Source organism: Geodermatophilus siccatus (assembly GCF_900103785.1).
GTDB lineage: Bacteria > Actinomycetota > Actinomycetes > Mycobacteriales > Geodermatophilaceae > Geodermatophilus > Geodermatophilus siccatus.
This window is the reverse complement of record NZ_FNHE01000017.1, coordinates 1-22295: the sequence shown is the minus strand read 5'-3', so window position 1 is coordinate 22295 and position 22295 is coordinate 1. Positions and strand designations below refer to the sequence as shown.

Sequence of the window (22295 nt, the reverse complement as noted above, 5' to 3'; positions counted from 1 at the left end):
GGGTGACGTCAAGGGGTGTGCCATAGTGAGCACCGGAACGCTCACATGAGCAGGAGACGCGCATGGCAGAGGCGCACGACGGCCCGGCCCGGGTCGTCCTCACCGCATCCGTCGCACGCCGGTACTACCTCGACGGCCGGTCGAAGGTCGAGATCGCCGAGGAGTTCGGCCTGAGCCGCTTCAAGGTCGCCCGGCTGCTCGACGCGGCCCGCGCGAGCGGGCTGGTGCGCATCGAGATCCGCCACCAGGGCGAGATCGACGTCGACCTGTCCGCGCGGCTGCAGGACCGGTTCGGGTTGCAGCACTCGGTCGTCATCGACACGCCCGACGACGACGCCGACTCGCTCCGGGGGCACCTCGGGCGGGCGGCGGCCCGGCTGCTCGCGGAGATCATCACGCCGCAGGACGTGCTCGGTCTGGCGTGGGCCCGGGCGGTGAGCGCGATGGCCCGGGCGCTGCCGCCACTGCCCGGGACCCCGGTCGTCCAGCTCACCGGGGCGCTCTCGCTGCCGGACGGACCCGACACGTCGGTGGACGTCGTCCGGGAGGTGGCCAGCGCATCGGGCGGCGCGGCGCACGTCTTCTACGCGCCCTTCACGGTCCCCGACGCGGCCACCGCGCGGGCTCTCCGGCGTCAGCCCGAGGTGGCGCGCGCCTTCGCCCAGCTGCCCCTCGTGACCAAGGCCGTGGCCGGGGTCGGTCTCTGGAAGCCCGGCCAGTCCACCCTGTACGACGCCCTGTCCGAGGACGACCGCGCGGCACTGCACCGCCTGGGGGTCTGCGCCGACGTGTCCGGCGTCTTCCTCTCGGCCGAGGGCGAGGCGATCCGGACGGAGCTGTCCGAGCGGATGATCGGCATCGACGCGGAGCAGATGCGGGCCATCCCCGAGGTGGTCGTCGTCCCCTACGGCGAGTCGAAGAGCCCCGCCGTCCGCGCCGCGCTCCGCAGCGGGCTCATCGGTGGCATCGTGACGCACACGGCCCTGGCCCACGCCGTCCTCGAGGAGTGAGCGCCTGCGCCGACCGGCCGTGGACGACCTGAGGAGGCCGATGCCGGGCGAGACCGAGTCCGAGGTCCTCCTCCTGGGCGGCACCGCCAACCGCGGACAGGTGGTGCGCGTCGGCGACACCGTCCGGCGGCCCCAGCGCGCCACGAGTCCGGCCACCCACGCCCTGCTGCGCCACCTCGCCGACGTCGGGTTCGACGGCGCTCCCCGGTTCCTCGGCGTGGACGAGCAGGGGCGGGAGGTCCTCTCCTACGTCCCCGGGACGGCCATCACGCCGCCCTACCCCGCCTGGGCCCTCAGCGACGAGGCGCTCGTCAGCGTCGCCCACCTGCTGCGCGACTACCACCGGGCGGTCAGCACCTTCTCCCCGGTGCCGCACCTGTGGCCGCCGTCGCCGCCCCCACCCTTCGCCGGGCAGCTCATCAGCCACAACGACGTCAACCTGGACAACGTCGTCTTCCGCGACGGGCGGGCCGTCGCGCTGATCGACTTCGACCTCGCCAGCCCGGGCTGCCGGGTGTGGGACGTCGCCTGTGCCACGCGACTGTGGGCCCCGCTGCGGCCGGACCGCTACATCGACGACAGCAGGCGCGGCCGGGCGCTCGACCGCCTCCGGCTCTTCGCGGACAGCTACGGCCTGGACCGGGGTGACCGGGAGGCCCTCGTCCCCGCGGTCCTGCACAACCACCAGTGGCTGTACGACATCGTCGGGACGGCGGCCGCGAACGGCCACCCCGCCTTCTCGGAGTACCTGGCCGGCGGGGCGATGCGACGGGCCGAACGGACGCGCCGCTGGTACCTCGACAACGTCGACGTGCTGCAGCAGGCGCTCGCCTGAGAGGCGGGGCAGGTCATGTCCCTCCACACCAACGTATAGCGCGCGGGGGGACTTGCGGCAAGACCCGGGACGGGCCGGAGAATCGCCGGCCGAGGCCCGGACCTGCGGGAACGGGAGTCGCGAGGTGCCTGTGCCGTCGTCGACCCACGAGTCGCGGGGGAATCCGATCGGAGCTGACGTGACCTCTCTGACCACCAGCGTGTTCGCCCTCCCCGACCGGTCCCCCAAGGCCGACCCCACGCTGATCGCCGGTGACGAGCAGCACTTCACGGCCGTCGCGGAGAGCCTCCAGCGGTCGATCGCCGACCTGTCCGACCGCCTCGACGCCGAGCGCAGGGCGCCCGGCGGCACCGGCCAGGCGGCGCTGGACCGGGACCTGGAGGTCCACCGGCTGACCGCCCGCCTGCGCGCCCTGCGCCGCTTCGGCCTGGACCTGTGCCTGGGGCACGTCGTTCGCACGGACGACCCCGAGCCCGTGTACGTCGGACGGCTCGGTCTCACGGACAGCACGGGCCGTCGGCTGCTGGTGGACTGGCGCTCCCCCGCGGCCGAGCCGTTCTTCGGAGCGACCCACGCCGACCCGATGGGTCTGGTCAGCCGCCGCAGGTACCGCTGGACCCGCGGCCGGATCACCGACTACTGGGACGAGGTGTTCACCGCCGACGGGTTCGACGGGCACGCCGCCGCGCTCGACGACCAATCCGCCTTCATCGCCAGCCTGGGCAGCAGCCGGTCACCCCGGATGCGGGACGTGCTCGGCACCATCCAGGCCGACCAGGACGCCATCATCCGCGCGGGGTCCCGCGGCGCCCTCGTCGTCGACGGCGGTCCGGGCACGGGGAAGACCGTCGTGGCGCTGCACCGCACCGCCTACCTCCTGTACTCCGACCCGCGCCTCGGGCACCACCGGGGCGGCGTGCTGTTCGTCGGTCCGCACCAGCCCTACCTCTCCTACGTCGCGGACGTCCTCCCCAGCCTCGGCGAGGAGGGCGTGCTCACCTGCACGCTGCGCGACCTCGTCCCGGAAGGAGCCGCCGCCGGCGTGGAGGCCGACCCGGAGGTGGCCCGCCTGAAGTCGTCCGCGGAGATGGGGACGGCGATCGAGGCGGCCGTCCGGTTCCACGAGGAGCCGCCCCGCGAGGGGATCACGGTCGAGACCCCCTGGTCCGACGTGGAGCTCGGTCCCGACGACTGGGCCGAGGCGTTCGACGCCCGCGAACCCGGGACGCCGCACAACGAGGCGCGCGAGCAGGTGTGGGAGGCGCTGCTGTCGATCGTGGTGGACGCGCACGACGGCGAGGTGGACGACGACGTCGTCCGCAGCGCGCTGGCGCGGGACCGGGAGCTGCGCACGGCGTTCGAGCGCGCCTGGCCGCTGCTGGAGGCGACCGACCTCGTCGGGGACCTGTGGTCCGTGCCGGCCTACCTGCGGAGGTGCGCGCCCTGGCTCAGCCCTCACGAGGTCCGGGCCCTGCAGCGTGGGGATCCCCGGGCCTGGACGGTGTCGGACCTGCCGCTGCTGGACGCGGCCCGGCAGCGGCTCGGCGACCCGGGGGCGTCGCGGCGGAAGCGCCGGCAGGACGCCGTGGTCGCCGCCGAACGCGAGCGCATGGCCGGCGTCATCGACGAGCTGATCGCGGCCGACGACTCCGAGCTGCTGCTGATGACGAGCCTGCGCCACCAGGACCTGCAGGACGCCCTGGTCGACGACGCCGCCCTGCCCACCGCCGACCGGGACGCGCTCGCCGGCCCGTTCGCGCACGTCGTCGTGGACGAGGCCCAGGAGCTGACCGACGCGGAGTGGCAGGTGCTGCTGCGCCGCTGCCCGTCGCGGAGCCTCACCATCGTCGGCGACCGCGCGCAGGCGCGGCACGGGTTCCCGGAGTCGTGGCGGGAGCGGCTCGCACGGATCGGGCTCGACGACGTCACCCTGGCCTCCCTGACCGTCAACTACCGGACGCCGGCGGAGGTCATGGCGGAGGCCGAGCCGGTCATCCGGGCCGTGCTCCCGGACGCCAACGTGCCGACGTCCATCCGCAGCACCGGCGTCCCCGTCGTCCACGGGTCCACCTCCGGGCTGGGCGCGGTGCTGGACACCTGGCTCGCCGCGCACCCCGAGGGGACCGCCTGCGTCATCGGCGACCCCACGGTCGCGGAGAGGCCGCGCGTCCGGTCGCTGAGCCCGGAGCTGGCGAAGGGGCTCGAGTTCGACCTCGTCGTCCTCGTCGACCCCCAGGCCTTCGGCGAGGGCATCGAGGGAGCGGTCGACCGCTACGTCGCGATGACCCGGGCCACCCAGCGACTCGTCGTCCTCACGAGCCCCTGACGCCGGCATGACGACTCCTCCGGGACTCCGGGCACCCCGGCCGGCCGGCGTCCTCGCGCTCGTCGGGGTCCTGACCGTCGCCGTCGTGTCGGTGCTGGTCCTCGCTCCCGCCGCGCCACGGGGCTCCGGGGCTCCGGCAGAGGAGTTCAGTGCCGCCCGGGCGATGGACGAGCTCGGGCAGGTCGCCGTCGCCCCGCGTCCGGTCGGGTCGGTCGAGCACGCCCGGGTGCGCGACCGCCTGCTGGCCGTCCTCGACGCCCGGGGGTGGCGCACCGAGGTGCACCAGGCCGTCGGGGCCACCGACCTCGGCCGGCCCGGCACGCAACCGGTGGCGCTCGTGCGCAACGTCGTGGCGTCCCTGCCGGGTTCCGACCCCACCGGGACCGTGCTGCTCGCCGCCCACTACGACACGGTCGCCGCCTCACCGGGAGCCGGCGACGACGGCCTGGGGATGGGAGTGCTGCTCGAGATCGCCCGGGCCCTGACCGCCGAGAGGGTCCCACCACCCCGCAACGACGTCGTGGTCCTGTTCACCGACGCCGAGGAGGCGGGGCTGCTGGGCGCCGAGGCCTTCACCCGCGAACGGGCTGCCTCCCTCGGGACCACCGTGGTCCTCAACCACGAGGCGCGCGGGGCCTGGGGCACGCCGGCGACCTTCCGGACGACGTCGCCCAACAGCGCCCTGCTCGACGCCCTCGCCGGCTCCCCCGGGGCCATGGCGGAGTCCGCCGCGGAAGCGGCCTTCGAGGCCCTGCCCAACGACAGCGACCTCACCCCCTTCGCCGCGGCCGGGCTGCACGGGCTCGACACGGCCATCTCGGCCGGCGGAGCGCACTACCACTCCCCCGTCGACGACCTCGAGCACCTGAGCCCCGCCTCCGTGCAGCAGATGGGCGAGGTCAGCCTCGCGGTGACCCGGCACCTCACCGCCGCCGACCTGGCGGCGGTCCCCCGCGGCACCGAGCAGGTCGTGACCACCCTGCCGTGGGGGCTGCTGCGCTACCCGCAGGGGCTCGAGGTCCCGCTCGCCCTCGGCGCTCTCGTCCTCGCCGTCGTGGTGCTGGTCATCCGCCGGGGGCAGCGCGCGCTGACGCTGCCCCGCACCGCACTCGGCGCTCTCGGGGCGGTCGCGGCGCTCGCCGTCGCCGGCCTGGCCGGGTGGGGTGTGTGGCAGGCAGCGCTCGCCATCGACCCCGGGCAGGCCTCCGCGGTGGTCGGGGAGCCGTACCGCCCGGTGCTCTACCAGGCGGCGGTGCTGTTGGCCGCGGCCGGTGCGGTGCTGGCGGTGGTGGGGCTGCTGCGCCGCTGGACGGGGCCCGACGCCACAACCGTCGGCGCCCTGGCCGTCCTCGCGGTCACCGGGGTCCTGGTCGTACTCACCGTCCCGGGCGTCTCCGGGGTGCTGGTCCTGCCCACCCTGTGCGCGGCGGCCGGGGCCGTCGTGCACGACCTCGTGCCACGGCGGTGGGCCGGTCTGCGCGCCGCGGCCGTGTTCTTCGCGTCCGCCGGCGTCGCCGTGCTGCTGGGTCCCGGCGCCTGGCTCGGCTTCGACGTCGGCCTGGGGCTGGGCGGGCCGTTCAGCGCGGTGCTCGCCGGGCTGCTCGTCCTCCTGGTGCTGCCGGTGGTGCGCTCCGCCCGGCTGCCAGGGGCCGACCGGCGGGGGGCCGGACGAGGGGGCTGGCGGACGGCGGGGACGCCGGTGGCAGCGCTGGTCCTCGCGGCGGCGCTCACCGGAGCCGGACTGGTCGTCAACCGCGAGGGCGCGACGCCACCACGGCAGGAGCGGCTGCTCTACGGCCTCGACGCCGACACCGGACGGGCGACGTGGGCCTCCCTGCGCCCACCACCCAGTGCCTGGAGCGCCGCGCTGCTGACCGAGCCGACCGCCGCGCTCGACGACGTCCTCCCCCACACCGACGGGCGGGTGCTCGCGCACGGGCCGGCACCGGCCGTGGACCTGCCGCCCCCCGAGGTCGCCGTCCTGTCCGACACGCGGCGAGGCACGGAGCGCGAGCTCGTCCTCCGCCTGCGCTCGGCCCGCGGCGCGCCCGCGGTGGGCCTGTGGGTGGACGCCGCCGGCGCCTCCGTGCGCCAGGCCCGCGTCGCCGGGCGCGACCTCGCGGTGCACGGGCCCCGTGGGCCCTGGGACCTCGGGTTCGTCCTGGCGGCGGTGCCGGCGGACGGCGTGGAGGTGCGCCTGGTGCTCGACCAGCGCGCCGACACGCTCACCCTCCGGCTCGGCGACCGCAGCACCGATCTCGGCGTCGTACCCGGGTCCACGCCGCCGCACGGGCGCGTGCTCGTCACCCCGGAGCTGTGGGTGACGCGGACGGCCCGGCTCTGAGGACGACCCGCAGCCCGACGACGTCGTCGTGCCGGCCGCCCGTCGACGCACCCACGGTGGATCGGCACGGGCAGGCTCCACTCGTGCCAGGCTCCGGGGATGGCCTTCGACCTCTACCGAGCCGATGGTGAAGTGATGCGCTTCGGTGACGACGCCCGCTTCAGCTTCACCGCCACCGGTCACCTCGTCGTGTACGACGCCCAGGGCAACAAGACCCTGTTCAGCCACCACAGCTGGAACTGGCTCGAGGAGCCGGTCCCCCCGCCCGCGGGGTGATCGACCTCGTCGGTCAGCCGCCCCCGCGCCCCGGCGCAGACACCGGGTGGGGCCAGGCGGCTGACGACCGGCGCGTGCGAGGCTCGGCGGGTCCCCCGACGAGAGGTGGCCCGCATGCCGTCCGAGACCGAGACCGCCGCCCGCGTGCAGGCCGTCCTCGACATCCCGCTCAACCGCTTCCTGGGCATGCAGCTGCGCGACCCGGCCGACCCCGCCGCCGGCCTGTGGTTCCCGGTCGGCCGCTCGGCGCAGAACCAGGCGGCGGTGCTGCACGGCGGCGTGGTGACGACGCTGCTCGACACGGCGAGCTACCTCGCGCTGCTCCCCCGGCTGTCCGACGCCGAGCACGCGGTGACCCACGACCAGACCGTGTCGCTGCTGCGTCCGGTGGCCGCCGACAAGCGGGTGGACGTCACCGCCACCGTGCTGCGCCGCGGCCGCGCGGTCGCGTTCATGCGCGCCGAGGCCGTGGTGGACGGCGAGCTGGTCGCCACCGCCCAGGTCACCAAGAGCGTCGTCCGCCTCGGCTGATCACCACAGCGACATGGACCGGCGGAAGATGCCGGCGATGTCGTCCTCGGTGACCTCGCGGGGGCAGGTCGCCAGCAGCCGCTGCTGCTTCATCGTGCCCTCGACCAGGTCCGGGATGTCGCCCTCGCCGAAGCCGACCGCGCCCACGCCGTTGGGGATGTCGATGTCGCGCATGAGGTCGGTCAGGACCATGGGCAGGAAGTCGACCGCCTCGGTCGGGATCCCCGCGTTGGGCGCCAGCAGCTGGGCCGCCCGCACGTGCCGCTCCGGCGAGGCCTCGAAGGTGAAGCGGAAGGCCTCCGGCGCGGTCAGCGCGACCGACATCCCGTGCGGGACCATCGGCTCGTCCGCCGGGTAGTCCTTGGGGTGGAAGTCCTTCACCTGCCCGGCGATCGGGTAGGCGTTGGCGTGCGGGATGTGCACCCCCGCGTTGCCGAAGCCCATGCCCGCGAAGGTCGCCGCCATCGACATGTCGGTGCGTGCCTGCACGTCGTCCCCGTGCCGCACCGCCCGCCGGAAGGAGCCGGCCAGCAGGGTGAGCGCCTTCTCCGACCACATGTCCGAGATGGGGTTCGAGCCGCAGTAGGGCACCCGCTGCTCGGGCGTCTTGTGCTCGTAGGTCGTGTACCAGCGCGCGGTGTAGCTCTCCAGGGCGTGGCACAGGATGTCCATGCCCGACGCCGCGGTCACCCCGGGCGGCTGGGTGAGCGTGAGGTCCGGGTCGATCACGGCCAGGGTCGGGCGCAGCATCGCGTGGCTGATCCCGGTCTTCACCCGCGCCGCGATCACGTCCATCACGCAGATGGTGGTGCTCTCCGAGCCGGTGCCGGTGGTCGTCGGGACGGCGATCAGCGGCTTGAGGGGCTTCGACGGCGCCTGACCCTTCCCGACCGGCACGTTGACGTAGTCCATCAGCTCGCCGGGGTTGGTGGTCAGCAGGTCGATCGCCTTGGCCGTGTCGATGCAGGAGCCCCCGCCGACGGCGACGAAGGCGTCCCAGGGCCCGGTCGAGCGGGCCTCCTCGATCGCGGCGACCAGGCTGACGTCGGTCGGCTCGACGTGGACGCCGTCGTACACGTGCGCCTCGATGCCGAACTGCGCCATCTGGTCGGCCACGCGCTGCGGGATGCCGGTGGCCGCGAGACCCGCGTCGGTGACCACCAGCACCCGCCGGACGCCGTACCTGCTCAGGTCGTGGCCGATCTCGTCGGAGGCCCCGCTCCCGAACTTCAGCTGCGGCGCCCCGTAGGTGAAGACGGACTCGGGGTGGGCGGGCGCGACGGTGCTCATGACGTCCCTCTCTGCGGTCGGGGTGCGGCTGGGTGGCGTTGCGCCGAATGTTGCACGTGGTTGTGGTCCGCACCACACCGACGGGATAGTCCACGACACCGATCCGTCCGCCACCCGGCGGCCCGCTCCCAGCCCAGGAGGTACCCGTGACCGACGCGCCCCCCACCGTCCCCGCCCTCGACGACCTGCTCGCCGACGCGCCGACGAACTGGGGCAAGTGGGGCCCGGACGACGAGGTCGGATCGCTGAACTACCTCGGCCCGGAGCAGGTGCTCGCCGCCGCCCGGCTGGTCCGCTCCGGCAAGGTCTTCACCCTGCAGCGGCTGATCGGCGACCCGAAGGGCGACCCGGTGTGGCCCGGGCGCACGCCCGCCGAGCGGACCCAGATCCTCGACGAGTCGACCTGGGACTCGCCCGACGCGCCGCAGTACCCCGGCGGCCTGCACTACGCCGACGACAAGATCAACGCCTTCCTCCAGGGCTCGACGCAGTACGACGGGCTGGGCCACGTCTGGTACGGCGGGAAGATCTGGAACGGCTACGACGCCCGCACCACCATCGGCGGTCTGGACAAGGCCAGCGTCGAGCCGATCGCCCAGCGCGGCGTCGTCGGCCGGGCGGTCCTGCTCGACATGGCCCGCTTCCGCGGCAAGGAGACCCTCGACAAGGGCGAGACCTTCACGCACGAGGACCTGGTGGCCTGCGCGCAGGCCCAGGGCGTGGAGATCCAGAAGCGGGACATCCTGATCATCCGGACCAACTTCCTGCAGCTGTTCTTCGAGCAGGGCGAGGCCTTCTACGAGGGCTTCAACGAGCCCGGCCTGGTGTACAGCCCCGAGCTCGTGCGGTGGTTCCAGGACATGGAGATCCCCAACCTGGTCACCGACACCATCGCCAACGAGGTGACCACCGACCCCAACACGGGCGTCGCCCTGGTCCTGCACAACGCGCTGATGCGCAACCTCGGCGTCACGCTCACCGAGATCGCCGACCTCGAGCAGCTGGCCGCCGACTGCGCCGGGGACGGCCAGTACGCCTTCCTCTACGTCGCCGCCCCGCTCAAGGTCGCCAAGGGCAGCGGCTCCCCCGTCAACCCCGTCGTCATCAAGTAGGGCTGCCACCGTGAGCGACTACGACGAACGACCCTGGCTGGCGCGCTACGGCGATCAGCCGGCCGACTACGAGATCGAGTTCGGCGACGCCCTGAGCATGTTCCGCGCGGGGCTGGCCCGGGACCCCTCGGGCGACGCGCTGCGGTACTTCGACGGCGTCGTCAGCCGCCGGGAGCTCGACGAGCTCAGCGACGCCCTGGCCAGCGGCCTGCTCGCCAACGGCTTCGCCCCCGGTGACCGGCTGGCCGTCTACCTGCAGAACGTGCCCCAGTTCGTCATCGCGATGGTGGCGGCCTGGAAGGCCGGCGGGATCATGGTCTCGATCAACCCGATGAGCCGGGCCCGTGAGCTCTCCTACCTGCTCCAGGACTCCGGAGCCACGGTGCTGGTGTCCCTGGAGTCGCTGTACGACCAGGTCGCCCGCGACGTCGTGCCCGGCACCGACGTCCGGCTGGTGCTCACGACCAGCGAGCTGGAGTTCCAGACCCGCGACGACGAGCGGTTGTTCGCCGGGGTGAGCCGGCAGCGCCACGAGGGGACGACGGACCTCGGCGAGTTCCTGGCCGAGCACCGCGGGCAGACTCCGCCCCCGGTGCAGCTGGGCCCGGACGACGTCGCGTTCCTGACCTACACCTCGGGGACGACGGGGGTGCCCAAGGGCGCCATGAACACCCACCGCAACGTCGTCTTCACCGCGCAGGTCTACCGCGACTGGGTGCACGCCGGGCGGGACGGCGCGATCTTCGGCATCGCCCCGCTGTTCCACATCACCGGGTTGATCGGGCACATCGCGGTCAGCATGCTGGTGCCGGCGCCGCTGGTGCTGGCCTACCGGTTCGAGCCGCAGGTCGTCCTCGACGCCTTCCTCGAGCACCGGCCGGCGTTCACCATCGGCGCGATCACCGCGTTCAGCGCCCTGCTCAACGCGCCCGGGGTCAGCCGGGACCACTTCTCGTCGTTCACGTCGATCTACTCCGGCGGCGCGCCGATCTCGCCGGCCGCCGAACGACGGTTCCTCGAGGCCACCGGCAAGCAGGTGCACAACGCCTACGGCCTGACCGAGACGACCTCGCCGATGACGGTCACGCCGTTCGGCTCGCCGTCCCCCGTCGATCCCGAGTCGGGCGCGCTGTCGGTCGGCGTCCCGGCGCCGAGCACGGTCGTGCGCATCCAGGACGACGACGGCAAGGACCTCCCGCTCGGCGAGGTCGGCGAGATCGTCGCCGAGGGGCCGCAGGTGGTGGCCGGCTACTGGGGCAAGCCGGAGGAGACCGCCGCCAACCTGCCCGGCGGCGCGCTGAAGAGCGGTGACGTCGGCTTCATGACCCCCGAGGGCTGGGTGTTCATCGTCGACCGCAAGAAGGACATGATCAACGCGTCGGGCTACAAGGTGTGGCCGCGCGAGGTCGAGGACGTCCTCGCCGAGCACCCGGCGGTCCGCGAGTCCGCAGTCGTCGGCGTCCCCGACGAGAAGCGCGGGGAGACGGTGCGGGCCTTCGTCAGCCTCGTGCCCGGCGCCAGCGCGACGCCCGAGGAGCTCATCGCGCACTGCAAGGAGCGCATGGCGGCCTACAAGTACCCGCGCAGCGTGGTCCTCGTCGACGAACTGCCCAAGACCGTCACCGGCAAGATCCTCCGCCGGGAGTTGCGCGGAGGGTCCTGACCGGCCGATCCGACCCGCGAGGGGAACGCGTGAGCACGCAGGCGAGGCACTCCATCTGGCGGCGCATGCCGGTCGACCGGATGGAGGAACTGGAGGCGGAGAGCGGCGCCGGCGCGCTGACCAAGAGCCTCGGGCTCTGGCAGCTGACCGCCATCGGTGTCGGCGGCATCATCGGCGTCGGGATCTTCTCCCTCGCCGGGCTGGTGGCGCACGGCGACGCCGACAACCCCGGCGTCGGGCCGGCGGTGCTCATCGCGTTCCTCGTCGCGGGTCTGGCCTCGGCGGCCGCGGCGCTGTCCTACGCCGAGTTCGCCGGCATGATCCCGCGGGCCGGTTCCGCCTACACCTACGGCTACGTGGCCCTCGGCGAGGTCATCGGCTGGTTCATCGGCTGGGACCTGCTCCTGGAGTACATCGCGATCGTCGCGGTCGTGGCGATCGGCATCTCCGGTTACCTGGAGGCGTTCCTCGACGGCTTCGGGGTCGCCCTGCCGGCGGCGGTCACCGCGTCCGCCGAGGAGGGCGGGGTCGTCAACGTCCCCGCCGTCGTGATCTGCCTGCTCGTCACCGCCATCCTCAGCGCCGGGACCAGGACGTTCGGCCGGTTCGAGCTGATCGCGGTGGGGATCAAGATCCTGCTGATCCTGTTCATCATCGGGCTCGGCGTCTTCTACATCGACACCGCGAACTACGACCCGTTCATGCCCGCCGGCTTCGGCCCGGTGCTCACCGGTGCGGCCACCGTCTTCTTCGCCGTCTTCGGCTACGACGCCATGAGCACCGCCGCCGAGGAGGCCCAGGACGGCAGGCGGCACATGCCCAAGGCGATCGTCCTGTCGCTGGTCATCGCGATGGTGCTCTACGTCCTCGCCACGCTGGTGCTCACCGGGATGCAGGACTACCGGGAGATCGACCCGACCGCGGGCTTCGCCTCTGCGTTCACCAACGCCGGCCTGCCGGTGATCGCCAGCATCATCTCGGTGTTCGCGGTGCTGTCCATCCTGACCGTGATGCTCACCTTCCTGCTCGGCGTCACCCGGGTGTGGTTCTCCATGAGCCGCGACGGGCTGCTGCCCCCGTGGTTCGCCCGCACCGACCGCCACGGCACCCCGCAGCGCGTCACCTGGATCGCCGGCATCGGGTCGGCCGTGCTCGCCGGCGTCTTCCCGATCCGCGCCGTCGCGGACCTGACGAACATCGGCATCCTGTCGGCGTTCGTCGTCGTGTGCGTCGCCGTCATCCTGTTCCGCTACACCCGGCCCGACGCGCCGCGCTCGTTCCGCCTGCCGCTGATGCCCGTCGTCCCCGCGTTCGGCGTCCTGGCGTCGCTGTTCCTCATCGCCCAGCTGCACTGGGAGACCTGGCTGCGCTTCGGCGTCTGGCTCCTCATCGGGCTGGTCCTCTACTTCACCTACGGCCGCCGGCACTCGCTGCTGAACCCGGACAGCCCGCTGCACCGGCGCGCGGTGGCCGCCCCGCCCCGCGAGTGACCGCCGGCGGAGGGGACGCCGGGCCGGCTGCGGCCCGCGCCGCCCGGGCGCTCCGGACGCACGCTCCCGAGCTCGCCGACCTGCCGCTGCGCGAGCTGGGCCGCGGGCTGGACAACACGGCCTTCGCCGCGGGGGAGCTGGTCCTCCGGGTGGCCGACGGTCACGACGTGCAGCGCGAGGCGGGCCTGCTGGGAGTCCTCGCGCCGCGGCTGCCGCTGGCCGTCCCCGTCCCCGTGTTCGCCGACGCGGACGCCGGGGTCCTCGGCCACCGGCTGCTGCCGGGACGGTCGCTGCTCGGCCGGACGCCGGCGCCGGGCACCGCCGCCGTGCTCGGCCGGTTCCTGCGCGACCTGCACGCCACCGACCCGGACACGGTGCGCGGGTTCGTCGACGAGGACGACGCCGACCCCGCCGAGTGGCTGGCGGACCTCGACGGGCCCGCCGAGCTGCTGCGCGTGGTCCGGTCGAGCGTGCCGCGGCCGTCCGCACTGCGCGTGGTGGCCCACGCGGACCTCGGCGCCGAACACCTCCTCGCCGACGGGACGGGCCTCACCGGCGTGATCGACTGGTCGGACTGCGCGGTCACCGACCCGGCCCTGGACTTCGCCCGCCTCCACCGCGACTTCGGGCCCGCCTTCCTCGCCGAGGCCCTGCAGGCGTACGGCGGCCTGCCCGGCGCCGGCCCGCGGATCGAGTTCTTCGCGCGCTGCGCCGCCCTTGAGGACCTCGGGTACGGCCTGCGCACGGGCCGTGCGGAGTACGCCGCGGCCGCCCGCCGCAGCCTCGCGTGGCTCTTCCCCGCATGAGCCTGCGAGCCGCGGTGGCCAGGCCCGACCCGGAGGTGTCCGCCGCCGTCTGCTCGGCCCTCGGCCTGCCGCCGCACCGGTGCGTCTTCGTCGACGACCAGCAGGTCGACGTCGACGCCGCGGCGCGGGTGGGGCTCCGCGCCCACCTGTACCGCGGCCCCGGCGAGCCGGCCGCCCTCCTGCAGCACGGCTCCGGCTGACCGGCGCCGACGACGGGCTCCAGGACGGCGGCGTGCCCGTGCCCGCCGCCACGCCGCGCCTCCCGCGCGGCGCGACGGGGGGCCTGCTCCGGCTGGCGGACCGGCGGCGGGGACGCCTCGGGAGGAATCCTCGGCGACCGTGTCGATCCGGGCCGCGGCCGTTCGACGTCCTGGTGAGAGGCCGGTACCGAGCCGGCCGTCGCCCTCGGAGGACGTCATGACCGGCACGCTGACCACCACCGCCACCACCCGCCGCGGCACCGGCTCGATCGCCGGCGCCGGCCTGGCCGCCACGGCGGTCGCCGCCCTCGCGACCACCACCGTCGCCGCCGCGGGCTCCGCCGCCGGGATCAGCCTCGACGTCAGCGGGGCGCCCATCCCGGTGTCCGGCTTCGCCGTGCTGACCGTCGTGTTCTCCCTGGTCGGCGTCGTGCTGGCCGCCGTGCTGGCCCGTCGCGCCCGCCGGCCGCGCAGCACCTTCGTGCGCACCACCGTGGTGCTCACCGCGCTGTCGCTGGTCCCCGACGTGGTCGCCGACGCCACGACCGACACCCGGGTGCTGCTGGTGGTCACCCACCTCGTGGCCGCGGCGATCGTCGTCCCGGCCGTCGCCCGTCGCCTGCCCACCACCCACCAGAGGTGAGGGGTCGGGGGACGGCTGACCGACGACCTGGTGACGATCGTGGCCACCCGCGCGGCCCGGGTCCGCGGCCGCCTGGCCGCGAGCAACCACTCCAGGACCACCCGCGGCGCCGACGGCGGGAAGCCCGTCCGGTGTGCGAGCGCCGCGGGGTGTCCTGGCTACCGGCTCGCCCCGGGCTCGTAGGTACCGAAGCTCCACTCCGTGCCGCCCGGGTCGAGCACGCGGGCGCGACGGGTGCCCCACCCGGTGTCCTCCGGCGCGAAGACCTCGGTGGCACCGGCGGCGAGCGCGCGGGCGTGGATCGCGTCGACGTCGTCCACCAGCAGGTGGAGGCCCTGCCCGGTGGACCGGCCGGCCAACGCCGGCTTCGTGTACGGGGCGTCGTCGCCGTCGTCGCCGTCCTGGCGACGGACCGTCGCGAATCCGACCGCCTCGAGCCAGAGCAGGGCGGCTGCGGCGTCGGGGTGGCTCAGGTACGCCTACGGCCTGGCCGGCACGGCGGGACCGTGGCGCCGGGAGGAGGCGCATGGGGGCCGGGTCGGCGTCCTCCTCCGGCGTTCCGCCTCGACGGGCGCGGACGCGCGGGCCGTCGCAGGATTGCACGTGCCCATCGACCACACCGCCACGTTCCCGGCCGCCCCGGACGACGTCCTCGCCGTCCTCACCGACGAGGCCTTCCTCCGCGACTACGCGCAGGCCCTCGGCGCGCGGCTCGAGTCGCTGGAGAGCACCCCGGACGGCGGCAGCCCACGCACCGTGCTGCGGCTCGTCGTCCCCACGCTGGGCGTCCCGGGGGTGTTCACCCGGTTCGTCGGCCGCGAGGTCACCGTCGCCGACCGGCGCAACTGGACGACCGACGGCGACGGGGGGCACCGGGCCGTCCTGCAGGTCGAGTCCCGCATCCTCGGCCGGACCGCGGCGGTGCGCGGCGAGCGGCGGCTGCGGCCGACCGCCCAGGGCACCCGGTCGACGGTCACCGGGGAGGCGGAGGTCGACGCGCCGGTGGTCGGACGGCAGGCCGAGGCGGCCGTCCGCGAGCTGGCGATGGTCGTGCTGCGCCGTGAGGACGACGTGCTGCGCCGCTGGCTGGGCTCCCCGGACTGAAGGAGGACCTCCCTGCCCCCACCACTCGCCAGCTCGCGGCGGGCCCCTGCAGGGAGGCCGTTCGTCAGGGGCCGCTGAAGTCGGCCGTGGCCCCACGGAAGCGCCTCCGCCGGGCCTGCACCCGCTCCCCGTCGTGGTGGCGCCGCAGGTGCAACCGCTCCCGGTGCGACTCGGGCGAGTGGACGACGGTCACCGGACACGACGCGTGCAGGGTGCACTGCATGCTCGTCGACCCGAGCAGCATGCTGGAGAACCCGCCGTGCCCCCGGCTGCCGACCACCAGCAGGTCCGCGCCGGCCGACTCCCGGATGAGGGCGTCCGCCGCCGAGCCGAGGACGGCCGTCACGTGGATCTCCGGGTGTGGCTCCGGGATGTCACGCAGCACCTCGGCGAGGAACCTCTCGGCACGCTGCACCGCCTCGGCCTCCGCCTCGGCGTAGGAGAACTCACCGATCGCGTCGAAGTCCATCCAGGCCTCGGGCGGGCGGTGGGCGATGACCGCCTCGACGGGCACGCCACGGCGGACGGCGTCCTCGATGGCGAACCGCAGCGCGGCCCGCGCTCCCGCCGAGCCGTCCACACCCACCACGACGCGTGGCCCTCGCGCCTGCGGCTGGTCGACGCTCTCGGCCTGCTCGGTCATGTCGGCCTCCTCCGACCGGCCGGCCGAGGGCCCCGGTGCCCACGGACGACCGGCACCGCCGAGCATGCGCGGCCTCCCGGGAGTCGACAAGGCCCTCGGTTCCCGCGCGCGATCGAGGGCGCAACGACGCCCGCCCCGGCGTACCGTCCGCCCATGACCGCGGAGCCGTCCGCCGATCGCCTGCTGGCCGGGCGTTACGCACTGCAGGAGGTCCTGGGCCGCGGCGGCATGGGCGTCGTCTGGTTGGCCACCGACCTGCGGCTGGATCGGCCGGTCGCCGTCAAGGAGGTCACCTTCGCCCTGCACCTGTCCGACGAGGAGCGCCGGGTGCTGCGCGAGCGCACGCTGCGCGAGGCCCGCACCGCCGCCCGGCTGGACCACCCGTCGGTCACCGCGGTCTACGACGTGGTCGAGGAGGACGGGCGGCCGTGGCTGGTGATGGAGCACGTCGAGTCCTGCAGCCTCCAGCAGGTCATCGACGGCCAGGGTCCGCTGCCGTGGCCGGCGGTCGCCCGCATCGGGCTGGACGTGCTGGCCGGGCTGACCGCCGCGCACGAGGCCGGGGTGGTGCACCGCGACGTCAAGCCGGCCAACGTGCTGGTCGCCCCCGACGGGCGGGCCTGCCTCACCGACTTCGGCATCGCGACCGCCACCGGCGACCCGACGCTGACCACCACCGGCGCGATCATCGGCTCGCCGTCCTACATGGCGCCCGAGCGTGCCCACGGCGAGCGGCCCGGCCCGGCCGCGGACCTGTGGTCGCTCGGCGCGACGCTCTGGACCGCGGTGGAGGGGCGCCCGGCCTTCGCGCGCGGCGAGCCCATGGCCACCCTCATGGCCGTCGTCGCCGAGGACCCCCCGCCGCCGACCCACGCCGGCCCGCTCGCGCCGGTGGTCCTCGGTCTGCTGGAGAAGGACCCGGCGCGGCGGATGACGGCCGAGCAGGCGCGCCGGGAGCTGCAGGCCGTCCTCGACGGGGCTCCCCGGACCGACCCCTGGTCCCCCGGGCCGGCCCCGCCACCGGCGGAGCCCGCGGCGGACGGCGACCGGCTGGAGCGGATCGACGCCGCGGACCTCAAGGCGCTGGCGGCCGCGTCGGCGACCGCGCTCGGGGCGGTGGCCCGCGACGCCCGCGACCAGGCGCGGCACCTCGCCGAGCGTCGGCGGGAGCGCAAGCGCCGGACGGGGACGTCGGAGACGGCCGCTCCCCCACCGGCCCCGCCCGTCGAGACGCCGCCACCTCCTGCCCCGCCGCCCGTCGCGACCCGGCCGAGGGAGCAGCGACCGCGGCGGCGCCGGTTCCGCCGCCGCTGGGTCGTCGTCCCTCTGCTCCTGCTCGCGCTCGTGCTGCTCGCCGTGGCGGTCGGCGTCGTCGTCCTGTTCGGCACCCTGTACGGCTGGTGACGCGAACCGGCCCCACCTCGGGCAGGCTCGAGCCATGACGACGCCGTCCCCGGACACCCCGCAACCGCGCGACATCGCCCTGGAGATGGAGACACCCGAGCAGGCCGCCGACCTGGAGGCGCAGAGCGAGCCCGAGGAGGGCCCGGACGGCGAGTGACCGGCCGGCCCGCGGGTAGCGGGCCGACCATGCGCAGCCGCGACGTCCTCACCTACGCCTACGAGCAGATCGAGGAGACGTTCACCCGCACCGTCGAGGGGCTGGAGCCCGACGACCTGAACCGCCGGGTGCAGCCCGGCGCCAACCCGATCGGCTGGCTGGCCTGGCACCTGCTGCGAGTGCAGGACGACCACGTCGCCGACGTCGCCGGCACCGAGCAGGTGTGGACCGCCGAGGGCTGGGCCGGCCGCTTCGGCCTCCCCGTGGACGACGCGGCGATCGGCTACGGGATGGGTGACGACGAGGTGGACGCCGTCCGGGTGCCCTCGGCCGACCTGCTGCTGGGCTACTCCCGTGCCGTGCACGCGCGGTCCGCGGAGTTCCTGCGCGGCCTCTCCGACGAGGACCTCGACCGGGTCGTCGACACCCGCTGGGACCCGCCGGTCACCCTCGGCGTGCGGCTGGTCAGCGTGCTGTCGGACGACCTGCAGCACCTGGGCCAGGCCGCCTACGTGCGCGGCCTGCTGGGGCGTTGAGGATCAACTGCCGGCGCGCAGCCGGTCGTCGTCGATGCGCCGACCGGCGACGTAGTAGAGCGTCGTGCCCTCGGGCACCGGGGTGCCCCAACCAGGGCTGACCACCAGTGGCCCGCCGTCGGTGCGCAGGGCCAGCACCGTGGCACCGAAGGTGCGGCCGAACCAGGTCTGGCAGTCGCCGAACGTGCGGTGCGCGAAGCCGCTCGGGACGCGGGTCGAGTACGTGTTGCCGTGCCCCCCGCTGGTCATCAGGTCGCTGTAGACCTGCGCGATGCCGGGGTCGGTGGCCTCCTCGGTCAGCAGGAAGGGCATGTGCCACTGCACCGCCTGGACGTCGGGGTGCACGTAGCGCAGCGTGTCCAGCCGGCCGAGGTCGCGGAGGGCGGCGACCAGGTGGATCCGCGGGTTGGCGTGGGTGACGGCGAGCGCGACGGCCAGGGCCTCGTTGTCGTCGCGGACGTCGACGACCGCCGTCCGGGCGCGGGCCACGCAGGCGCGGGCCATGACCTCCTCGGAGGTCAGGTCGCCGCGGACGAACTGCACGTCCAGCCGCTCGGGCAGCGGGTCCTCGGGGACGTCGTCGTCCCAGGCGCAGAGCACCACGCGCGCGCGGCCCTCGGCGCACAGCTCGGTGACGATGCGCGCCGTCCGCCCCGGCGTGTAGCCGAGCAGGACGACGTGGTCGGCGAGGTCCAGCTCGACCAGCCCCCTCAGTCTCTTGCCCCTCACCGACTGCAGCGCGGCGGACAGCTGCGTGAAGAGCAGGGTGAGCGTGACGATGCCGCCGACGATGACGTACGCGCCGACGACGCGGCCGCCGGGCGAGGCCGGGTAGACGTCGCCGTAGCCCACGGTGGCCGCGGTGACGACGAAGTACCACCAGTAGGTGCCCGGCGAGGCGATGCCGGTCCCGGCCGGCTCGACCACGGCCATGGCCGCCCAGCTGGTCAGGAAGACGACGACCGCGACGGCCAGCGGCAGCCGCCACCCGGGCAGCCTCACGCGCAGCAGGCGCGTCAGGCGCGCCAGCAGGAACGGCACCTGGGACCTCCCGACGACGACCGGGGCAACGTAGCGGACGTGATCACCGGTCGACGGCCGATCGCCGCGTGGGCTCACCCGTCGTGAGGTGACGTCGCCTTGCTGCTGGGCCGCCTCAGGAACCGGTGGCGTCCGCGCGGATGGCGGCCACGAGGCCGTCGAGCCCCGGGACCTGGTAGCTCCAGAAACCGGTGACGAGGGCGCGGGCGTGCTCGCGGTCCCCGGGGCTGCGCAGGATCCGCGCGAGGGCACGGCGGGTGTTGTCGAACACGAGGTCGAGCAGCTCCCGGTGCACCGCGCTCAGCGGGACGCCGAGGGACCGCTCGACGTGGGCGACGAGCCGCTGCACGAAGGCGGCCGGGTAGTCCGCGAACGGGGTGCCCTCGGCCCGGTCGAGCAGCACGACGACGGCCAGGCGGTGGTCGAGCCAGAACTCGAGCAGCTCGGCGGCCGCGGCGGCGCCACCCTCGGCTCCCCTCGCCAGTGCCTCGATCCGCACGTCGAGCAGCCGGTCGTGCCGGACGGGGAGGTCCGCGGGGACGACCGCGTCCAACAGGGCCGCCTTGGAGGGGAAGTACCGGTACACGTTGGCCGGCGCCGTCCCGGCCGCGGTGGCGATCCGGGCCACGGACGTGCCGCCGTACCCCGCGTCGGCGAAGCAGCGCAGGGCCGCCGCCTCGATCCCCGCCCGCACGGCCGGCTTGAGCACCTGCGCCATCAGGCCGCCCGCTCCAGCCAGCCGAGGTCCGGCCGGAGGTCCGCCCACGGAGCGGCCTCCTCGAGGGCGAGGGCGAGCTGCAGCAGCAGCCGGTCCGCGCCCGGGGCCGCCGCGAAGTGGATGCCGACCGGTACGCCGTCGAACCGGCCCAGCGGCACCGACATCGCTGGACACCCCGCCGTGTTGTGGATCGGCGTGTACCCGACCGCCTCCTCTGTGCGCCGTACCAGGACCCCACGGCCCGCTGCCGGCGCGAGGTGACCGAGCGGCCAGGGCAGCCGCGCGAGGGTGGGGCTGAGGATGACGTCGCAGCGCTCGAACAGGCCCAGGTACGCGCGGTTCGCCTGCACGAGGGCCCGGTCGCACTCCGCGTCCACCTCCGGTCCCAGCGTCCCGGCCCACGCCATGAGCTCCAGGGTGAACGGCTCGAGCTCGTCGGGGCCCGGTGGTCGGCCGAGCAGCGGGACGACCGACCGCGCCACCTCGGACATCGTCCGCGCCGCGGCCACGAAGAACGCCCGGCTGAGCGCCTCCCCGTCGACGCCCGGCCACTCCGCAGGGACGACGTCGTGCCCGAGGGCCTCGCACAGCGCGGCCGCCCGGTCCAGCTCCCGTCGGACGGCGGGCTCCGGCTCCTCACCCATGAGCGTCGGCACGAGCACCGCGATGCGGAGCCGGTCGTGGCCCGGGCGGTCGACCAGCCCGACCGGCGGGTGGATGGCGTCCGGGCCGGTGCGCTCCGTGGCGGCCAGCAGGTGGGCGCTGTCCCGCACGGACCTGCTGATGCAGTGGTCCACGACCAGTGCGCCCAGGCCGGGGACCTCGGGGCCGGTGGGTGCGCACCGGCGGTTCGACGGCTTGAAGCCGAACAGACCGGTGAGGGACGCCGGGACCCGCAGCGACCCGCCGGCGTCGTTGCCATGGGCCATCGGGACGACCCCCGCCGCGACGAGCGCCGCCGATCCTCCCGACGACCCGCCGGCCGACAACCCCTCTCCCCACGGGTTGAGCGTCGTGCCGTGCAACGCGGTCTCGGTGCTCCCGAGCAGCCCGAACTCCGAACTGGTGGTGGAACACAGGACCTGCAGCCCGGCATCCCGGATCGCGGCGGCGTACGGCGAGAAGCCGGGAGCGCGGTGACCGACCAGGAGCCGCGAGCCCATGGTCCACGGCAGGCCCGGCCAGCCCAGGAGTTCCTTGACCGCGAAGGGGACCCCGGCCAGCGGACCGGTGGCCCTCCCGGGGAGGTCGAGCCGCTCAGCGACGTCGGCCACGGCGTTCAGCGCAGGCACGCGGTCGAGGAGGTCCATCGCCGTCTCGGCCAGGTCGGCGGCGGTGAGCTCCCCGGCGCGGACGAGCCGGGCCATCTCCACGGCGTCCCAGCCGCGGTAGTCACGCTCGGCGATCAGCATGCGGGGAATCGTGAATGCAGCGCTCGCTTTTGTCCAGAGGTGGCACCGCCGCCCCTGATGGGCGCCCCTGGCCGGATGGCGCCAACGGCTCGCAGGCGGGCTCGGGCTTCTCCCCACGACCTCGCCGAGCCGTCGCGGCTGGGCGTAGACCTCACATGTCAAGGCGCGTCGCGATTCTGTGGACGAGCCGCTGAGCTGGGGATTCAGGCTGCGGCGACATCCTCGATCGGCTAGAATTCGAACATCTGATCGATCCGGTGGGAGGTGTCGTGGACGAGCTGCTCGCCTCCCTCGACGCCTTGGCCGCCGAGGACCTGGCACCGCTGTTCGGCCCGGCGCTGCTGGACCGGCTGGGCCCGCTGCTGGCCGCGCAGAACCGGCTCGCCGCCGAGGTCGCCCGCACGGTGCGGGAGGCCGAGGTGTCCGGTGCCGCGGAGGTCGACGGGCTGAGGTCCATGGCCTCCTGGCTGCGCGGGCACGGTCACCTGTCGTTTGGGGAGGCCGCGGGGGTGGTGCGCGCCGGCCGGGCGCTGGCGCACCTGCCGGGCCTGGCCGCCGCGTGCGCCGCCGGGCAGGTGACCGGTGAGCAGGCGGCGGTGATCGCCCGGGTGGCCGAGCCCGAGGCGCTCGCGCTGGCCGCTGGGCAGGACGTCGACCTGGCCGTGGTCGACCGACTGCTCACCGGGGTGGCCCGCGAGCGGCCACACGCCGACGTGGCCAAGGCGGTGGCCCACTACCTGGACCGGCTCGATGC

General features: G+C 74.6%; 22 protein-coding genes and 1 pseudogene. 17 read left to right on the top strand and 6 right to left on the bottom strand.

Going from position 1 to position 22295, the window contains the following annotated elements; all coding sequences use genetic code 11:
• Window positions 1-62 precede the first annotated feature (62 nt).
• The 6 genes from BLS21_RS22750 to BLS21_RS22730 all read left to right on the top strand — a co-directional run bounded on the left by BLS21_RS22750 (window position 63) and on the right by BLS21_RS22730 (window position 7322).
• Window positions 63-1010 (top strand): sugar-binding transcriptional regulator, encoded by a 948-nt coding sequence (locus tag BLS21_RS22750; protein ID WP_091223831.1) that lies wholly within the window; start codon window positions 63-65, stop codon window positions 1008-1010.
• Between the two features lie 40 nt (window positions 1011-1050).
• Window positions 1051-1845 carry a phosphotransferase gene (locus BLS21_RS22745; protein WP_091223829.1) on the top strand — a complete coding sequence of 265 codons (795 nt, stop codon included), beginning with the start codon at window positions 1051-1053 and terminating at the stop codon, window positions 1843-1845.
• Window positions 1846-2023: 178 nt separating this feature from the next.
• Window positions 2024-4171: an RNA polymerase recycling motor ATPase HelR gene (gene helR, locus BLS21_RS22740; RefSeq protein WP_091223827.1), complete on the top strand. Its 2148-nt coding sequence runs from the start codon at window positions 2024-2026 to the stop codon at window positions 4169-4171.
• Between the two features lie 7 nt (window positions 4172-4178).
• Complete coding sequence (locus BLS21_RS22735; RefSeq protein ID WP_091223825.1) at window positions 4179-6515, top strand: M28 family peptidase; 2337 nt, start codon at window positions 4179-4181, stop codon at window positions 6513-6515.
• Window positions 6516-6614: 99 nt separating this feature from the next.
• Window positions 6615-6791, top strand: coding sequence for a hypothetical protein (locus BLS21_RS25410; protein ID WP_175479710.1), 177 nt, complete (start codon window positions 6615-6617; stop codon window positions 6789-6791).
• Window positions 6792-6905: 114 nt separating this feature from the next.
• Entirely contained in the window at window positions 6906-7322 is a 417-nt protein-coding gene (locus BLS21_RS22730) for a PaaI family thioesterase (protein WP_091223823.1), read from the top strand.
• Here the strand turns inward: BLS21_RS22730 and BLS21_RS22725 are convergent, their stop codons facing one another.
• Window positions 7323-8612, bottom strand: a complete 1290-nt coding sequence (locus BLS21_RS22725; RefSeq protein WP_091223821.1) for a hydroxyacid-oxoacid transhydrogenase — start codon at window positions 8610-8612, stop codon at window positions 7323-7325.
• Window positions 8613-8758: 146 nt separating this feature from the next.
• Here BLS21_RS22725 and BLS21_RS22720 point away from each other — a divergent pair, with 146 nt between their 5' ends.
• The 6 genes from BLS21_RS22720 (at window position 8759) to BLS21_RS25405 (ending at window position 14526) form a co-directional block, all read left to right on the top strand.
• Window positions 8759-9724, top strand: coding sequence for a cyclase family protein (locus BLS21_RS22720; protein ID WP_091223819.1), 966 nt, complete (start codon window positions 8759-8761; stop codon window positions 9722-9724).
• Window positions 9725-9734: 10 nt separating this feature from the next.
• Window positions 9735-11387: an AMP-binding protein gene (locus BLS21_RS22715; RefSeq protein ID WP_091223818.1), complete on the top strand. Its 1653-nt coding sequence runs from the start codon at window positions 9735-9737 to the stop codon at window positions 11385-11387.
• A 29-nt stretch (window positions 11388-11416) separates the two neighbouring features.
• Window positions 11417-12877: an amino acid permease gene (locus BLS21_RS22710; protein ID WP_091223816.1), complete on the top strand. Its 1461-nt coding sequence runs from the start codon at window positions 11417-11419 to the stop codon at window positions 12875-12877.
• Entirely contained in the window at window positions 12874-13683 is an 810-nt protein-coding gene (locus BLS21_RS22705; RefSeq protein ID WP_175479709.1) for a phosphotransferase family protein, read from the top strand. The genes BLS21_RS22710 and BLS21_RS22705 overlap by 4 nt, the downstream gene beginning before the upstream one ends.
• On the top strand, window positions 13680-13883 hold the full coding sequence (locus tag BLS21_RS22700) for an HAD-IA family hydrolase (RefSeq protein WP_091223812.1): 204 nt from the start codon (window positions 13680-13682) through the stop codon (window positions 13881-13883). The genes BLS21_RS22705 and BLS21_RS22700 overlap by 4 nt, the downstream gene beginning before the upstream one ends.
• 217 nt (window positions 13884-14100) lie before the next feature.
• Window positions 14101-14526: a DUF6069 family protein gene (locus tag BLS21_RS25405; protein ID WP_091223810.1), complete on the top strand. Its 426-nt coding sequence runs from the start codon at window positions 14101-14103 to the stop codon at window positions 14524-14526.
• 158 nt (window positions 14527-14684) lie between these two features.
• On the opposite strand, the gene BLS21_RS24800 is transcribed toward BLS21_RS25405, so the two are convergent.
• On the bottom strand, window positions 14685-14972 hold the full coding sequence (locus BLS21_RS24800) for a VOC family protein (protein WP_245700697.1): 288 nt from the start codon (window positions 14970-14972) through the stop codon (window positions 14685-14687).
• 157 nt (window positions 14973-15129) lie between these two features.
• Between BLS21_RS24800 and BLS21_RS22690 the strand changes: the two genes are divergently transcribed.
• Window positions 15130-15630: a DUF2505 domain-containing protein gene (locus BLS21_RS22690; protein ID WP_175479708.1), complete on the top strand. Its 501-nt coding sequence runs from the start codon at window positions 15130-15132 to the stop codon at window positions 15628-15630.
• Between the two features lie 64 nt (window positions 15631-15694).
• Here BLS21_RS22690 and BLS21_RS22685 read toward each other — a convergent pair whose 3' ends face one another.
• Window positions 15695-16273 carry a universal stress protein gene (locus BLS21_RS22685; protein ID WP_091223908.1) on the bottom strand — a complete coding sequence of 193 codons (579 nt, stop codon included), beginning with the start codon at window positions 16271-16273 and terminating at the stop codon, window positions 15695-15697.
• Window positions 16274-16426: 153 nt separating this feature from the next.
• Between BLS21_RS22685 and BLS21_RS22680 the strand changes: the two genes are divergently transcribed.
• The 3 genes from BLS21_RS22680 to BLS21_RS22675 are packed head-to-tail and all read left to right on the top strand — an operon-like array spanning window position 16427 to window position 18370.
• Window positions 16427-17677 (top strand): serine/threonine-protein kinase, encoded by a 1251-nt coding sequence (locus tag BLS21_RS22680; RefSeq protein ID WP_091223807.1) that lies wholly within the window; start codon window positions 16427-16429, stop codon window positions 17675-17677.
• A 34-nt stretch (window positions 17678-17711) separates the two neighbouring features.
• Window positions 17712-17834, top strand: coding sequence for a hypothetical protein (locus tag BLS21_RS26310; protein ID WP_281241968.1), 123 nt, complete (start codon window positions 17712-17714; stop codon window positions 17832-17834).
• Between the two features lie 29 nt (window positions 17835-17863).
• Entirely contained in the window at window positions 17864-18370 is a 507-nt protein-coding gene (locus BLS21_RS22675) for a mycothiol transferase (protein ID WP_091223907.1), read from the top strand.
• A gap of 3 nt (window positions 18371-18373) precedes the next feature.
• Here the strand turns inward: BLS21_RS22675 and BLS21_RS22670 are convergent, their stop codons facing one another.
• The 3 genes from BLS21_RS22670 to BLS21_RS22660 form a co-directional block, all read right to left on the bottom strand.
• Window positions 18374-19411 carry an ion channel gene (locus BLS21_RS22670; RefSeq protein ID WP_091223805.1) on the bottom strand — a complete coding sequence of 346 codons (1038 nt, stop codon included), beginning with the start codon at window positions 19409-19411 and terminating at the stop codon, window positions 18374-18376.
• A gap of 115 nt (window positions 19412-19526) precedes the next feature.
• Window positions 19527-20129, bottom strand: coding sequence for a TetR/AcrR family transcriptional regulator (locus BLS21_RS22665; RefSeq protein ID WP_139177257.1), 603 nt, complete (start codon window positions 20127-20129; stop codon window positions 19527-19529).
• Window positions 20129-21541 (bottom strand): amidase, encoded by a 1413-nt coding sequence (locus tag BLS21_RS22660; protein WP_217636248.1) that lies wholly within the window; start codon window positions 21539-21541, stop codon window positions 20129-20131. Before BLS21_RS22660 ends, BLS21_RS22665 begins: the two co-directional genes overlap by 1 nt.
• 269 nt (window positions 21542-21810) lie before the next feature.
• On the opposite strand from BLS21_RS22660, the pseudogene BLS21_RS22655 reads away from it, so the two are divergent.
• Window positions 21811-22295: pseudogene (locus BLS21_RS22655) on the top strand (DUF222 domain-containing protein); the annotation flags it as partial.

What these genes read in the sequence shown, in the direction of transcription:
- BLS21_RS22725 (WP_091223821.1), bottom strand. Translation starts at nt 8,612, where the DNA reads ATGAGCACCGTCGCGCCCGCCCACCCCGAGTCCGTCTTCACCTACGGG.
- BLS21_RS25405 (WP_091223810.1), top strand. Translation starts at nt 14,101, where the DNA reads ATGACCGGCACGCTGACCACCACCGCCACCACCCGCCGCGGCACCGGC.
- BLS21_RS22750 (WP_091223831.1), top strand. Translation starts at nt 63, where the DNA reads ATGGCAGAGGCGCACGACGGCCCGGCCCGGGTCGTCCTCACCGCATCC.
- BLS21_RS22730 (WP_091223823.1), top strand. Translation starts at nt 6,906, where the DNA reads ATGCCGTCCGAGACCGAGACCGCCGCCCGCGTGCAGGCCGTCCTCGAC.
- BLS21_RS22685 (WP_091223908.1), bottom strand. Translation starts at nt 16,273, where the DNA reads ATGACCGAGCAGGCCGAGAGCGTCGACCAGCCGCAGGCGCGAGGGCCA.
- BLS21_RS22700 (WP_091223812.1), top strand. Translation starts at nt 13,680, where the DNA reads ATGAGCCTGCGAGCCGCGGTGGCCAGGCCCGACCCGGAGGTGTCCGCC.
- BLS21_RS26310 (WP_281241968.1), top strand. Translation starts at nt 17,712, where the DNA reads ATGACGACGCCGTCCCCGGACACCCCGCAACCGCGCGACATCGCCCTG.
- BLS21_RS25410 (WP_175479710.1), top strand. Translation starts at nt 6,615, where the DNA reads ATGGCCTTCGACCTCTACCGAGCCGATGGTGAAGTGATGCGCTTCGGT.
- BLS21_RS22735 (WP_091223825.1), top strand. Translation starts at nt 4,179, where the DNA reads ATGACGACTCCTCCGGGACTCCGGGCACCCCGGCCGGCCGGCGTCCTC.
- BLS21_RS22745 (WP_091223829.1), top strand. Translation starts at nt 1,051, where the DNA reads ATGCCGGGCGAGACCGAGTCCGAGGTCCTCCTCCTGGGCGGCACCGCC.
- BLS21_RS22665 (WP_139177257.1), bottom strand. Translation starts at nt 20,129, where the DNA reads ATGGCGCAGGTGCTCAAGCCGGCCGTGCGGGCGGGGATCGAGGCGGCG.
- BLS21_RS22660 (WP_217636248.1), bottom strand. Translation starts at nt 21,541, where the DNA reads ATGCTGATCGCCGAGCGTGACTACCGCGGCTGGGACGCCGTGGAGATG.
- BLS21_RS22675 (WP_091223907.1), top strand. Translation starts at nt 17,864, where the DNA reads ATGCGCAGCCGCGACGTCCTCACCTACGCCTACGAGCAGATCGAGGAG.
- BLS21_RS22680 (WP_091223807.1), top strand. Translation starts at nt 16,427, where the DNA reads ATGACCGCGGAGCCGTCCGCCGATCGCCTGCTGGCCGGGCGTTACGCA.